General features: G+C 53.6%; 21 protein-coding genes. 2 read left to right on the forward strand and 19 right to left on the reverse strand.

Annotated features, from left to right (window positions below; all coding sequences use genetic code 11):
• Window positions 1-498: 498 nt before the first annotated feature.
• The 4 genes from JHD59_RS23135 to JHD59_RS20620 all read right to left on the reverse strand — a co-directional run bounded on the left by JHD59_RS23135 (window position 499) and on the right by JHD59_RS20620 (window position 2552).
• On the reverse strand, window positions 499-633 hold the full coding sequence (locus JHD59_RS23135; protein ID WP_255521420.1) for a hypothetical protein: 135 nt from the start codon (window positions 631-633) through the stop codon (window positions 499-501).
• Window positions 634-704: 71 nt separating this feature from the next.
• Window positions 705-1421: a hypothetical protein gene (locus tag JHD59_RS20610; RefSeq protein ID WP_233164432.1), complete on the reverse strand. Its 717-nt coding sequence runs from the start codon at window positions 1419-1421 to the stop codon at window positions 705-707.
• Between the two features lie 58 nt (window positions 1422-1479).
• A complete protein-coding gene (locus tag JHD59_RS20615; RefSeq protein ID WP_199155619.1) occupies window positions 1480-2205 on the reverse strand; it encodes a hypothetical protein in 726 nt (241 codons plus the stop codon).
• On the reverse strand, window positions 2205-2552 hold the full coding sequence (locus JHD59_RS20620; RefSeq protein ID WP_199155620.1) for a DUF2345 domain-containing protein: 348 nt from the start codon (window positions 2550-2552) through the stop codon (window positions 2205-2207). The genes JHD59_RS20615 and JHD59_RS20620 overlap by 1 nt, the downstream gene beginning before the upstream one ends.
• Before the next feature lie 58 nt (window positions 2553-2610).
• Here JHD59_RS20620 and JHD59_RS20625 point away from each other — a divergent pair, with 58 nt between their 5' ends.
• Complete coding sequence (locus JHD59_RS20625; protein ID WP_199155621.1) at window positions 2611-3237, forward strand: hypothetical protein; 627 nt, start codon at window positions 2611-2613, stop codon at window positions 3235-3237.
• Between the two features lie 34 nt (window positions 3238-3271).
• On the opposite strand, the gene JHD59_RS20630 is transcribed toward JHD59_RS20625, so the two are convergent.
• From JHD59_RS20630 to JHD59_RS20695, 14 genes are all read right to left on the reverse strand, one after another.
• Window positions 3272-3826 carry a hypothetical protein gene (locus JHD59_RS20630; protein WP_199155622.1) on the reverse strand — a complete coding sequence of 185 codons (555 nt, stop codon included), beginning with the start codon at window positions 3824-3826 and terminating at the stop codon, window positions 3272-3274.
• 2 nt (window positions 3827-3828) lie between these two features.
• Complete coding sequence (locus JHD59_RS20635) at window positions 3829-4440, reverse strand: glycoside hydrolase family 104 protein (protein WP_199155623.1); 612 nt, start codon at window positions 4438-4440, stop codon at window positions 3829-3831.
• On the reverse strand, window positions 4433-4966 hold the full coding sequence (locus tag JHD59_RS20640) for a PAAR domain-containing protein (RefSeq protein WP_233164433.1): 534 nt from the start codon (window positions 4964-4966) through the stop codon (window positions 4433-4435). The genes JHD59_RS20635 and JHD59_RS20640 overlap by 8 nt, the downstream gene beginning before the upstream one ends.
• Window positions 4959-5366 (reverse strand): PAAR domain-containing protein, encoded by a 408-nt coding sequence (locus JHD59_RS20645; RefSeq protein WP_199155624.1) that lies wholly within the window; start codon window positions 5364-5366, stop codon window positions 4959-4961. The genes JHD59_RS20640 and JHD59_RS20645 overlap by 8 nt, the downstream gene beginning before the upstream one ends.
• Window positions 5367-5629: 263 nt before the next feature.
• Complete coding sequence (locus JHD59_RS20650) at window positions 5630-5878, reverse strand: hypothetical protein (protein WP_199155625.1); 249 nt, start codon at window positions 5876-5878, stop codon at window positions 5630-5632.
• Window positions 5879-5972: 94 nt separating this feature from the next.
• Window positions 5973-6617 (reverse strand): hypothetical protein, encoded by a 645-nt coding sequence (locus JHD59_RS20655; RefSeq protein ID WP_199155626.1) that lies wholly within the window; start codon window positions 6615-6617, stop codon window positions 5973-5975.
• A 597-nt stretch (window positions 6618-7214) separates the two neighbouring features.
• On the reverse strand, window positions 7215-7430 hold the full coding sequence (locus JHD59_RS20660; RefSeq protein WP_199155627.1) for a hypothetical protein: 216 nt from the start codon (window positions 7428-7430) through the stop codon (window positions 7215-7217).
• Window positions 7431-7506: 76 nt separating this feature from the next.
• Window positions 7507-7668, reverse strand: a complete 162-nt coding sequence (locus tag JHD59_RS20665) for a hypothetical protein (protein ID WP_199155628.1) — start codon at window positions 7666-7668, stop codon at window positions 7507-7509.
• A 156-nt stretch (window positions 7669-7824) separates the two neighbouring features.
• Window positions 7825-7965 carry a hypothetical protein gene (locus tag JHD59_RS20670; RefSeq protein WP_199155629.1) on the reverse strand — a complete coding sequence of 47 codons (141 nt, stop codon included), beginning with the start codon at window positions 7963-7965 and terminating at the stop codon, window positions 7825-7827.
• Window positions 7966-8094: 129 nt separating this feature from the next.
• Complete coding sequence (locus JHD59_RS20675; RefSeq protein WP_199155630.1) at window positions 8095-8388, reverse strand: hypothetical protein; 294 nt, start codon at window positions 8386-8388, stop codon at window positions 8095-8097.
• A gap of 102 nt (window positions 8389-8490) precedes the next feature.
• Window positions 8491-8871, reverse strand: a complete 381-nt coding sequence (locus JHD59_RS20680) for a hypothetical protein (protein WP_199155631.1) — start codon at window positions 8869-8871, stop codon at window positions 8491-8493.
• On the reverse strand, window positions 8871-9107 hold the full coding sequence (locus JHD59_RS20685) for a hypothetical protein (protein WP_199155632.1): 237 nt from the start codon (window positions 9105-9107) through the stop codon (window positions 8871-8873). Before JHD59_RS20685 ends, JHD59_RS20680 begins: the two co-directional genes overlap by 1 nt.
• A 445-nt stretch (window positions 9108-9552) precedes the next feature.
• Window positions 9553-9930, reverse strand: coding sequence for a hypothetical protein (locus tag JHD59_RS20690; RefSeq protein WP_199155633.1), 378 nt, complete (start codon window positions 9928-9930; stop codon window positions 9553-9555).
• 178 nt (window positions 9931-10108) lie between these two features.
• A complete protein-coding gene (locus JHD59_RS20695) occupies window positions 10109-10636 on the reverse strand; it encodes a hypothetical protein (RefSeq protein WP_199155634.1) in 528 nt (175 codons plus the stop codon).
• A 649-nt stretch (window positions 10637-11285) separates the two neighbouring features.
• Here JHD59_RS20695 and JHD59_RS23140 point away from each other — a divergent pair.
• Window positions 11286-11411, forward strand: a complete 126-nt coding sequence (locus JHD59_RS23140; protein ID WP_255521421.1) for a hypothetical protein — start codon at window positions 11286-11288, stop codon at window positions 11409-11411.
• A 40-nt stretch (window positions 11412-11451) separates the two neighbouring features.
• Here the strand turns inward: JHD59_RS23140 and JHD59_RS20700 are convergent, their stop codons facing one another.
• Window positions 11452-11730 (reverse strand): hypothetical protein, encoded by a 279-nt coding sequence (locus JHD59_RS20700; protein ID WP_199155635.1) that lies wholly within the window; start codon window positions 11728-11730, stop codon window positions 11452-11454.
• Window positions 11731-12358: the final 628 nt, after the last annotated feature.

Here is a 12358-nt window from a genome sequence, read left to right on the forward strand (position 1 = left end):
CCCCCCCCCCCCCCCCCCCCCCCCCCCCCCCCCCCCCCCCCCCCCCCCCCCCCCCCCCCCCCCCCCCCCCCCCCCCCCCCCCCCCCACCCCCCCCCCCCCCCCCCCCCCCACACCTCCGTGCTGTCGTCGGCAGCGTCAGATGTGTATAAGAGACAGGAGTTTGAACTTCTCCGTCCGACATACGGCCTCCTAGTGTTTGGTTTGGCGCCCGTGCGGCGCATGTGACGAAAGCATAATTGGTTCCACTCTTGAATGCTAGTTCCACGTTAGCTATGCGACACTCCAAACACGCTGTGGCTCTGCCCGTTCAGCTCCAGGCTTGGTAATTCTTCAAGTCCCGGTATTTTCGCAAAAGCTGTTTGACGGCCGGGTCGTGCAAATAACGCTTCTGCAGGACGGGATACAAGGGGTATGACCGGGATAAAGCCAAAAATTACACACGCCCACCGTAAGCCATTGTTTTGGCTTGAATTTTACCATTAATCCTGGCTGACGTTTTACAAGGCCTTGGCCCGGCCGCAGCTCTCGTTCATGCCCCGCTTGATTTCGACCTTGTTCTCATCAGGCAGATCCACATCCCACTCGCCGGCCAGGTGGGTGCAGACTTCGGCCCCCGCCTTGAAGCTATGCAAGTCCGTATCTGTGTGTTTGGCAGCCAGGCTGGCTGGCGCCAAAAGCATAAGAAAGATGGCGCCGGGCCGCATCAGCCCTCGCGTTTCATGTAGACGTAGAACCAGTTGCTGGGAAATTCCGCACTCTCGTCATATTGATCCTCAAGGACGCCAAAAACCACGGAAAGAGGAATAGAGTTTCTTGTTGTGGTGAATTTGTAGAAGGCGAAGTTGGCGCCGTTATCACCGTAATCATAAAACTTCTTAAAATCCGAATCTTGATAGAAATCTACGGCATGTTTTTTTGATTCCAAATCAGAAAGGAAAAATTTTTCAGAAGCCGACAAATGGAGTTTTTCAAAATCTTCCTTGCTAAAGTTTGTAAATGTTGGAATATTAAACCCATTCCTAATTGGGATGTAGGCATACTCCCACGGCGCACTCTCATTTTTTCGTTTTAACGAACTCAAAAAATCTCCCACCTCGCCCTTGGATGTTTGGGTGGGCATTTTAATTATGTATGTATAATAAGTGCTTGCCGATATTATTGGATCTTGTGGCAATTTTGGAACGAACAGTTCAATTTTTGTATTTGGATCACTTTTGTTCACAGCATCAACACTGGATGCACCACTTAAAATGCTGAGATTAACATCAATAAATTTAATTAAGTTAGATTTATCTACTGAGCTTAACTTCTTCTTGCTCATCTTCTCATTTATGAAGTAATCGTAATCTACAACAGTTCCGCCCTTCCCAATAAGACTGTCATGTATCTTTGGAACCTGCCCCTCATTCTGACCGCTCATAAAGATTACTCCGCAAATGATAAAAATTGCAAATATTGCTATGGTAAGAATCTTGGATCTAGTTCTCATTTTTCTTCTTTACTACTTTCCAAGATGCGGGATATAAGCTGGGGTCAGGCAATATGCCAGGTTTATCATTGGAAAACCTCATTATCCTGCTCCACTCTTCTTCGTTTTCACCGAGCTTTATTTCAGCAGTCGGGAACTTGCCATTGATCGCCTCGTAGAAAGCATAGGGATTTACATAGTCCTCCCTTGTCGGGATGGGGGTGCCTATTGGGCTACCGCCGGCAGGAACGGCAGGCCAGCCAGCTTCGATGATGTCCCTTGCACTTCTGGCACAAGTGAAGTTCTTGAAGATGTTGTAATATCGCTTCCCGGCCAGAACATCCGCACGATACTCCTTACCCTTGGCGAGCATCTTCTCATATTGAGACTCGGTTATTATGAGTCTATACAATCGCGTGAGTCCTGGAATCGGATATTCCGGGGTGCCCTTGCCAAGAGCGCGCTCGGCTGTTGATGCTCCCGCATGCGGGCCAAGGCTGTAAAAGAATGTAACCTTCAGATTCTTGGTCAGATACATGAAGGTGTGACCTGGGTCTTCTAGGACGTAGTGAACTTTCTTTGTCACGCCAAATTCAATTGGCGTTTCACGATAGACCGGATTATTGACCTCAAATCCAATCACGAGGACATACACATCATCACGGTGCTCGACTACTGCGTTCTTATCTTTTGGCTGAGTCTTTGCCGTTGTTATCTTCGGTTGTGCCATAGCCATTAATCTTCCAAACTGTGGCCCATAGCACCGAGGTCTAAATGCGCAGAAAGGTCATTTGGATTGCTGGTATGTATCTGCTGCGTCCGGCCGTGCTTGTCGGTGATCCCCTTGAAAAGCTGCCCCTTTCCGTCCTTGAGAACATAGGGGGTGTTTCTCATGATATTGCCCTGGCTATCCTTGACCTGGAATGAAAGGCTGTGCAGATCGCCAGATGGCATGCCCTGCATATTCATGCCGATTTGCGCTGGCCCTGAGTGCGCGATATTCTGTCCACGAACACTAACCGTTCCGGGGCAATGAATTTCGATATTGCCCCCTGCTATTCTGATGTAACCGCCGCCTGACATTTTGCCCTCCAGGGTAGGATAGTTTGGATTAGAAAATCAAATACATCATTCGCTCAGCATGACATTCATCATTGCAATGCAGGCCGAAGATAGTCTCATCGTCTCTGCCGATAACACGACGGTTGCGTTCAGCAATCGCACAGCCTTCAGGCGGAACATCGCCTCGAAGAAGCTCCACGACTGGCCAGGCGGCGTATTCACCGGCACCGGCGAGTATGGCGTCGTTCAACGCACGCTGGAACACCTCATCCGCGGCGCTGCCCTAGCGTCACTGCCGGCGCTACTGGCGCACGAAAAGACGTATCGGCGCCAGGAGGCCGGCCCGAACGAGCAGATCGACATCACGCGGCTGATCCTGTCTGCGTCAACGCCAGAAGGCCCGCGGCTGCACATCGTCACTGATGAGGCGATCGAGCAGATCGGCCCAGGCGAGCTGCTGATGTTCTTCCCGCTCGACTACGACTTCTTTGCGGCCTCGTCAGAAGCAATCCGCGACCTGAACGCCGCACTTCGCCCCCAATCTGCTTTTGCCACGCTTGATGAGTGGATCGGCTTCTATGCCGAGAAGTTCGCGCATATTTACGCACTGCAGAGCCAGAACAACGAGCTGATCAGCAGGAGCTTCAATATCCACTTCCAGACCGAAGAGCAATCGCTGATGTTCTTCGCGGAAAATTCAGGCTGACGCTGGGCCACCATTTTCGCAGTTATAAAACAGGTTAGTCGCAGCCCTCTTTAATTTTTCCACTCACGATAAATTGAGTCCTGCAGGATACTTCTTCATACCCTGCAGCTTTGAATGAGAGCTTTGTTAGATAGCACTTCCCGCCTCTACATTGAGCCTCTTCAATGTCCTTCATTCCATTCGATCCACTTTTCAGAACGCGGAACGAATCAGAATTGCCCGCAAATATAATTTTGCCCTGTTGGTCTACGATCCAATGGAAGAACGTATGTGCCCCGTAGAAAGTCTGAAAGTATGGTTCAGACTTGGGGCGGATAAATAAAAACTTTATCTTTTGATCAGTGGCCAGGGGCAGGTCTCGGCTTGCGAATAATTGATTGTAATCTCCCGGCTTGAAATCCTTGTCGGCCATTTCCTCATCTGCTTGTGACTTAAGGTCAGCATCTGATTTTATAATCGTCTCCGCCAGTATCTGAGATACAGCTGACCAACCATCCGTTTTTTCTTCCGTATATGTTTCAAAAATTGGCTTAGCAAGCGTGATGCTTGAGAATACCGCAATGAATACGCCTAAAAATTTTATGGCCATCTTTATTCCTTGCTTACGGTTCCGCCATGACCTTTGAACATCGATACTACTTCTTCATATTTGAAATAGTGCTGTCCAGCTACCCTGTTGCCCACGCCCTTGCCTAGCGGCATGGAGTTCCATGTTTTTGCGGCCTTGGGAATAGCTACAGACATATCCCCATCTACGACTGCCTCAATGGCCTTGGCCTGTCTCAAGCCTTCTACCGCGATCAAGTCTTGTGTATGGGGCGAGAAATCCGTCAGCCCCATTTTTTTGATACCGTTTTCAGTCCAGTTTGCCTTATTGATTTGATACCTACCGGCAGCTGTCGTTTTTCCACCCGCCCCCGCGCCAGGGTGGGTAGAATAATCTTTTATTCTCCACTTGTCGTTTTTCTTTCCCTTAACAGCACCATACATGAAATCATAATCGCCCCCTTCACAGTCTGCGATAGTATCCAGAAAAGCCTTTACATTAGGGTTGCTCAAATACTCTTCATTCTGAGCTTTGCGAATGGCCTTCTTGTCTACTTTGATAACTTTGGCGGAGGTATCCGTGTTTGGCGTTGTGGTTTTTTCAGCCACTTTGATCAAGGGCGTTTTTGTCGGCTCACTGACGAGTGTTTCAGGCATCGAAATCCCCAATATGGATTGCCACCACCTCGGCGGCCTCGTGATCGTCAATCATGTGCGTATAACCGCTTCCATCTGACTTGCCATGCTCCTTGCTACCATCTGCCCGAATGATCGTGTATTCAGCGTTCTTCAGTGGCTGCCCTTCCTCATCGCGCAGTTGGTATTTTTCGTTGAACATGACTCCAGCGATTGCGGCAGCGGCGGCCGCAACAGATGCGGCTCCCGCTGCGCCGGCCATCATGGAACTTGCGCCAGGTGTATTGTCTACCGTGGCCTGCCCCTGCGAAGCGATCAAAACGGCCCCGCACGAGGTCTGCATGCCTTCGACGGCGACGTTCTTCCCCATAAAGGTGTAGTTGGCTGCGCCCGCCACAATCGGGAAGTTGCCTTTACACTTTGGGCAGGAAACCTGGTGTCCGATCCCGGCAGCGTTCTTGCCGTAGACGGTGAGCGTGGGGAATGCCTCCAGAACCGTTCCGCCATGAGAGGTAGAGTCGCCCTCGCGGATAATGGCCTTACCCATTCCGTTGGCTCTCCCTCAGCCCTGGCACATACGCAGGATCAAGCAGGCCTTCGATTGGCGGTTCATCCGCATACTGGATAAAAATGATGTCGTTATGGACGGGGCCGGCGATACGGTCCCCGTTATCCAGCGCACTGCCGACGATGGCTAGTGGTCGTCCGTCCACCACGCTGGCGGCGCCAACGCCACTGATAATCTTGGCTTCAGTTCCATCGGGGTAACGCACGGTGTCGCCCACCCAAGCCATACGATCCTCGCGCAGATAGATGGGGGAAGTAGCTATGACCTTGCCGCCTCGCTCGGTGAATGACGCGCCTGTGGCAACGGGATATACGGCTTGAACAGGCCTGTCGGAATGGTCGGCTGCGTGATGCTGCCCTTCTTGTGTCATGTGCTGCATGGGACGCCCCTGTCGGTTGCGTGGCCAGTCGCCAAACGACGGCGTATGCAATGCCGGTCAGTCTACGAGCAGGGCGCACGAGCAAAATTCTGACGATAGCAGCTTGGGGAGGGTTTGCCAGCTGTCCGGGAAGACAGGCGGGGTAGGAAAGGATGGGTATCGCCGGCCGGCGCCAGGATGGAAAGGACGAAAGAGGTCTAGGAAAAATTAGGCGGCAATGGATACCAGCCCGCGCGAAGTCTCTAAGACTTCGCTGTTGTGCCCTACGCTTCAAGCGTCAAGCTGAATTGATCGGGATCTATCGCGCCCAGCATTACCGCGCTATCGTCGCACCAGTCACCAGAATTTACATATTCGGTTACAACGTCTTGAAGTTTTGCGCGCTTGCCCATGTCTTGCTGGGCTTGCTTTTCTACGCTTGCCCGACTCGGTGCAGGCTTGCTATTCGCCCAGCTGAAACCCTGAAAAATTGTGCTTGCGTCTGCTGTGACAGTTGGTTTAACTCGAATCATGATTTTTCGCCCTTTCTAGCCCGTTTGACGGGCTTTTGTCTTGCTGGGCAAGCATACCCAGCTTGCCCACCTTAAAAACGCGCCCTAGCCCGTTTTAACCCCAAACTTTCGCAAGTGTTTTTTCTGCAACTTGCGCGAACTTCGCTACCAATGGGGAACCGATGTTAATAACCGTGTTTCCCTCGCTGTCATGCGCAGTCATATCTAGCAGGTGAAAGAATCCGTTTTTCCCTTGACTGCGCGATGTTTGAGTCGTCGCAGTGCCCGCGCAAGTAGTCGCAAAAGTCTTGAACAGCTTTTGAAACCCTATCCCATGGGTCAGATCGCTTGTGTTTTCATCGCCCTTGCCCGTCAGCGCGTAGTAAGCAAGCTCGGTTTTGGGCAAGCGGTTTTCAAAGCGCGTAGCAGTGCAAAGCAAAACAACGCTTGTTTTATCTGCTAGGGAAATATCGCCCGCGTCAAGCGCATTCAAGAATTGAGTCGCGCGCTTGATTTGCTTTTGCGGGACGCTTACAAGCGCGTCAGCAAAGCCTTTAGCTTCAAAGCCCATGCTTAGCAGCATGTCGCAAGTAGTAGCGCGCAAGAAATGAACACTAGATTGTTTTTCAAAGCAGCAAGCAATATCAGGGTTTTTGTTTTCGCTGTCATAGTGGGCGCGCGTGGTAGGTTGCGCAGCTTTAGCAGCGAGGGCGGTAAAAACGATGTTTTGAAATTCGATAGCGCGGTTTTGGTTTTGCATGATAATTGCCCTTTAAAAAATGATGTTTTATTTTCGGTCTGTTGTCTTGCTTGACCGTGAGAGAATCATAAAACGAATAAAAAAATCGTGCAACTATTTTTTCATCTTTTCGCGCTTTTCTTTCACTTGCGGTTTTGCAACATAGATTATAAAAAAGTCAGTCATGACTGATTATTTTCCTTTACGATTCACACGGCTTCAGATATTGCGCGTGCGCTTGCTATAATAGGGAAGCGATCAATTCGGGCACTGTCGCGCAGCCGATACACTTTTTAGAAAATCGCTTTTCAAATGAGTAAATCAGGGCATTGGTTATTGACAAGAACCAAAATCAGAAAATATGAGAAATTCCTGTCTGACACATGCCCTAGCTTGGGAAATGGGGTTGGTTTGCTTTCCACTTTTCCCGATATTCTGATTGCCATCATCCGGGCATCGCCAAACCCCTATTAGGGCACCCTAGCCGTATATAAATTTCCTAGGATCATTCAGCTCGCACCCCTCTTCCGCTATATCCCGTCGCGCTTTCATTTCCTCGGCAATTGACTCAGATTCGCAAAAGCCCCGTTTCCGGGGCTGCTGGCATGGGCAAACCGTTTAAGCGGACATCAGCGGCTGAGTGATGCTCAAGACCACGCTGGCAAACATGCTGCCAAGCGTTGTTTCACCCCCGACGCACATCCGGCCTTCAGTCTCGGTCTTGCCGGAGTTGGTGTCGGTGCGGCGATGAACCACCCACCACACATCGTTGCGGATCTCCGCGCTCAGCTCGTGCAGGAAACCGTTCTGGGTGTCGTTATGGGTAAAGCGCATGATGAAAGCCCTTTCGTTGTTCTGTTTGTCGATGGGTGTATTGTGCTGACCGGGTGCAGGCTGGGCGTCTTGCTACTCAGTCGCCCAGGGAGATCGCGGAGGCCCGGACATTGACCAGGACCAGGTTGCCGAAGTCGTCGGTCGTGCAGAGGCCGGCCGTGCCATCGAGGACTTTGGTCAAGAACAGAACGCGGTAATGAAGGTGCTGGAAGAGACCCATGCTGTAGCTGTAGCGCATGCTGGCGCCCTTTTGCTGTTGTCGATGGGGTCAGTGTGAGATCGCGCCCGCGGCGCGCTTGAATGCCTGAAAACGAGAGACTGGAATGCCTGGTGCCGAAGGACTGGTTGCCTTGGAGGGATGGACTACACAAGCCCCGCAGGGCTTGCCGGCAGCTTACTTCACTGCCAGGTTGATCGCCGCCTTCACCTCGGTCAGCGACAGCCCCATCTGGGCCAGAACGCTGCCAACCTCATTGACGGTCACATCGGGATTGCTGCGCATCATGGAGCGCGCCTGCTGAACTGCCTCGAACATGAGTTTGCCCTTTCATGTAAGTGCGCTGCCCTGCTGAAGCTGGGCGCTAGGCGTGCGGGTCTGATGGGGTCGGCCCCACCAGCGACAACCCGCCCCGTTGACTACCCCGAGCAGTGCAGCGCATGAGGGTTATTCTGCAGTTGTGTTATCGGCGAGCTTGACCTGCATTTCCCGAACCATGCCATGTTTGACCAGATAGACGAGCGCGTCATCGGCGCTCTCAAGCTCAGGAAGGTGCGAATACTCTTCCGCCCACTGCCCCAGCATCGCCGCACGCGCCAGGGGATAGGACTCATGGACCTGCATGGTTGGATCGACCTCTGGGTAGACCGTCGTCAGGGTCCAACGCCTGGCCGCGTAGATGTCTCTTTGAATGACGATGGTCATCTCGCCATCGGTGGTGATGTGGGTATCCAGCTTCACATGTATGCCCTCATTGATTTGAGGGCAAATTCTGAACCTCGCCCGCAGGCAAAGAAAAAGCCCCAGATTGTGCTGGGGCTTGTGCTGTTTGTGGTGGCTTGTTTAGCTTGCAGCCAGACCGCCGTGCTCATCCCGAGGGGCTGCATGACGCGAGTGGCCCGCTCTCAGGGATTTTTTGTGGTGGGCTTCAGGCGAGCTTGTGCGGTAGCGCGCTACCGCCGGATTGACCTCATGTAGCGCCGTGCTGAGGGCAGTCAGCGTCCTCATGAAACGGGCGGCGTCCGCAGCAGATACCACGCCTTCTTCCAGATCGGCAGTCTTGGACTCTCCGGCCTGCTTGCAGGCCTCCACTCTTGCGCGCTCATTGCGCATCTGTCGAACCCGGCGCTGAGCAATGAATGCGACGATAGCGCCGATGGCCAGTGCAGACCCGAAAAAGATGTGGAACAGGTCCATGAAGGTCAGTTGTCCAATTGCGTCCATTACGCCCCCCGCTTACTTTCGTCAACAAACCCTAAGATCAGAATAGCGACCACTTGAAATCCTGCATAGAAGAGGATTGCCTCGAACAGCAGCGCCCCGGAGTCTCCCGTCGGCATCTTCAGTTGGAATTTGCCGGTAAGGCCAGTCATATCTCGCAGAATGACCGTGATTGCTGCTGCCAGTGCCGCCAGCCCAAGATTATCAAATATCTTTGCGGCTTGTTTCCACCTTTCCATCTACTGTCTCTTTTGTGATGAAAGCTGAATCATCCCACATGCCAATTGGACAGGGAACAGCGGAAGAAAATTCCTTGGCATAGAACTGCCGAATTCAAGCCTGGTTTCCGACTCTATAATAGCCCCATGCTCGCAGCTCAGCTGGAGCATGTCACCGCGGCGCCCGCAGCCTTACCAGGCGGCCTTCACCCACCTGCCGCGCGGGCTGCCGGTTTCCTCCACACTGAAGTCATGCCGCGCCCCGCTCCTGGGCCATTATGGGCTTCGAGCCGTATACAAATCCGCTGCCGTATCCTCGCCTGGCCATATAGGGCGCCCTAGCCGTATCCGTTTCCAAGGCGCTCCCGAGCGTAAAAAGATGCCCCGTCCGGGCACACTCACGGAACGGGGCGAAAAGATCGGGTTATCAAGCCGATCAGGGCATCACCACGACTACAGTGACGGGTTAGCCTGGCAGCGCATCAAGGGCCGCCAGAACAGCATATCTCAGGGCATACGCGCGGGCGTCGTTTCGTTCCTGCCTGCAGAACAACTCAAGCCTCCGCCGCGCATCATCATGCAGCAAACCATCCTGCTCCCAGCTCCGGCCGTCAACAAAGAAGGTGACGATCTCGTCGTAGTGCTTGCCTTCTGCGCGGTAGAGGTCGCAGGTGATCTTGAAGACCTCTTGCGACTGGATCACCTCCGTCCCATTGGGCGCCGGCAGCGCCTCATCTACAGGGCCGGGCTTCGAGTAAAGCTCGAACCGGAAGGCCTTCACCGCCCCAGCAAGCATGTCTGCGCTCAGGGTGTTCTCCAAATGTGCTTTCAGGTGCCTCAGCATGGTGAGTCTCTTCGGTGCTGCGTTGTTCTCGATGGGCTGCATTGTGCCCACCAGGGACAGGATACCTGCCCCGCACCTCACAGAGCCTAAACCACCCGAAGGCCGAGGAGAAGAAGACCGTCCAATGCCAAGGAACGACGGACTGCCTGGAGAGGAAGGACTATGCCTTCCCTACCCGCTAAGCCGCGTCTGCCTGGCCGGCGCAAACGTAGGCGCTCAGCTCGTTGAGCATCTGCTGAATCCGCAGCGCAGCCAACCCTGTCGGCACTACCTCGCCGTCGATCACGAAGCCTTTCACGTTGAGGGCTTCCGCCAGGTTCATCAGGTAGCTGAACGGCGTGCTGCAGCTCAGGCTGGTCTTGTCCTGGGCCTTGTCTATCTGCCGGTCAATCCAACTCAAGGTCTTGAACATGCGCTCGGCCCGATCGGCATCAAGCCTGCCAGTCATCCACCTCGTCTCGTAGGAGAGCTGGTCATAGCTGACAATCGGCCCATCGCCTTGAATGCCCTTCCAGACCCAGGCCTTCCCGGTCAGCCAGTTGAAGAAGCGGCTCTTCGGATGGTCATACAGAAAGCTGGGGATGGAGAACTCACCCGGAGAGCGCTCTTCAACCACCTCGAAATAGAGAGTCCCGGTCAGCTCCCCATAGCTGTTCTTGCCCTCTTCCTTCCGCAGTCGGATCAGCGGACGCTCGTGCCTCATCATGATGGTTGCCCTTTCGTGTTTTGATGTGGGCTGATTGTGATCTGTCACGGTAGGCGTGAAAGCTGGGCTTGGAGGGAAATTGCCCCCTGAGCGTCTCCTGGTGGGATGGGCGCGAGCGAAAGAAAGGAAATGGCTAGGAGGGCTTTTAAGATGTGACGACTGGACTCCGCTCGCCTACGGCTCGCTTTGTGTCTCTTCTTACGTCTCTTCTCTTCCCTTCTCTTGTTCCTTCCGCGCTTGTTCTTATCCGGGCGCTCTTCTAGTTCTATTTAGTTGGTCTTCTCTCTGTCGTCGGTGTCGGCTGCGGGTGAAAGATTTTGTCTTTTCGACTACTGGCTGGCGGGCGAGGAAAAGCACTTTCTTGTTCTTCTGCTGGGTTCGGGCGGGGTCAGGGTTGTTCGGGCGAATGGCGGGTCAGGCGGGGCGTTTCTGGGGCGAGAATTGCGGGTTTGACGGGGTGATTTCAGGGGAAATTTAGGGGGTGGTCACTCAGCGCGTTTGGAGATGACAACAGGCTGAAACGGCAGGAAAATATGGCTGCATAACGGCAGGATTAGCTTTTGTGGGGTTTGGTGCAAATTATGGCACCTGTGTTTGCATATACTCTTTTGCAGTGCGACGTGCCTGCGCTAATGAAATGGAGTCTCGAATGACGTTTCCTATGACCTTGGGTCTGGTTGGCTTGGTGGTGTTTGCTGGAGGGGCGAGAGGCAACCGCTGGGTGCCGGCGCTGATAGGCATTGCGCTGATGATTGCTGCCGGTAAGATGATGTAAACGAAAAGGCCGCCTAGATGGCGGCCTTCATATTAGGAAGTTAGCCTTCGTATTCCACTTCCTTGTAGCCGACCCCAGCCATCTGAAGGATCGCCTTGTGAATGTCCGGTTCATTCTGAAAAGGGCCGCTGGGGTCACGCCAGCGATGGGTAACTTGGACAGCATGACCTTCAATTTGACCAACATACACACCAAGAACTCCGCGCCCTATAGAGGCAGGTTTTTCAGCATTGAGATCTTCAACAAGAGCATACCGCGTTAGAAAAGAATAGAGATCGTCATCGGATTTAATCGCCGAGAATTCTTGCAGTGCGCTCATAGTGGCCTCAATAAGTAAACAGCTGGTTATTAGGGTTAGCTCATCCTTTCGGTTGAGCTAAGTCTACCACTGCATCGATCGCCACAGCATGTAGGGTAAACAAAAAGCCGCCTAGATGGCGGCCTTCAGCTTGCAGCCATCGCGCTTAGGCGAGTGCGCTTGCCCTGGCTGCGGTGAACTGAGACTCACCCAGATCTACATTGCGGCCAGAGGCCACAATGTCGAGCGCCTCACGAAATGTCCTGCCCGCTCCGCGGTCATCCAGAGCGACGTGTATATCGCCGTTCGTCATCCGAATTAAAACTGCTGGAACAGGGGCATGCTCCGTGCTCCGAATGCCACCGATTACAATATGCGCAGAAATATGCTGGTATGAGGCAATGTGCTGCACATTAATGGACAGAGCGCATGGCTGAGCGTCATCTCGTAACAGGGTATCATCCGGCGCTTGGCCTGTCTCTTATACACATCTGACGCTGCCGACGACAGCACGAAAAAAATTGGGGTGGGGGGGGGGGGGGGGGGGGGGGGGGGGGGGGGGGGGGGGGGGGGGGGGGGGGGGGGGGGGGGGGGGGGGGGGGGGGGGGGGGGGGGGGGGGGGGGGGGGGGGGGGGGGGGGGGGGGGGGG

It is taken from the genome of Chromobacterium sp. ASV23, from assembly GCF_016428945.1.
In the GTDB taxonomy this organism is placed as follows: Bacteria; Pseudomonadota; Gammaproteobacteria; order Burkholderiales; family Chromobacteriaceae; genus Chromobacterium; species Chromobacterium sinusclupearum.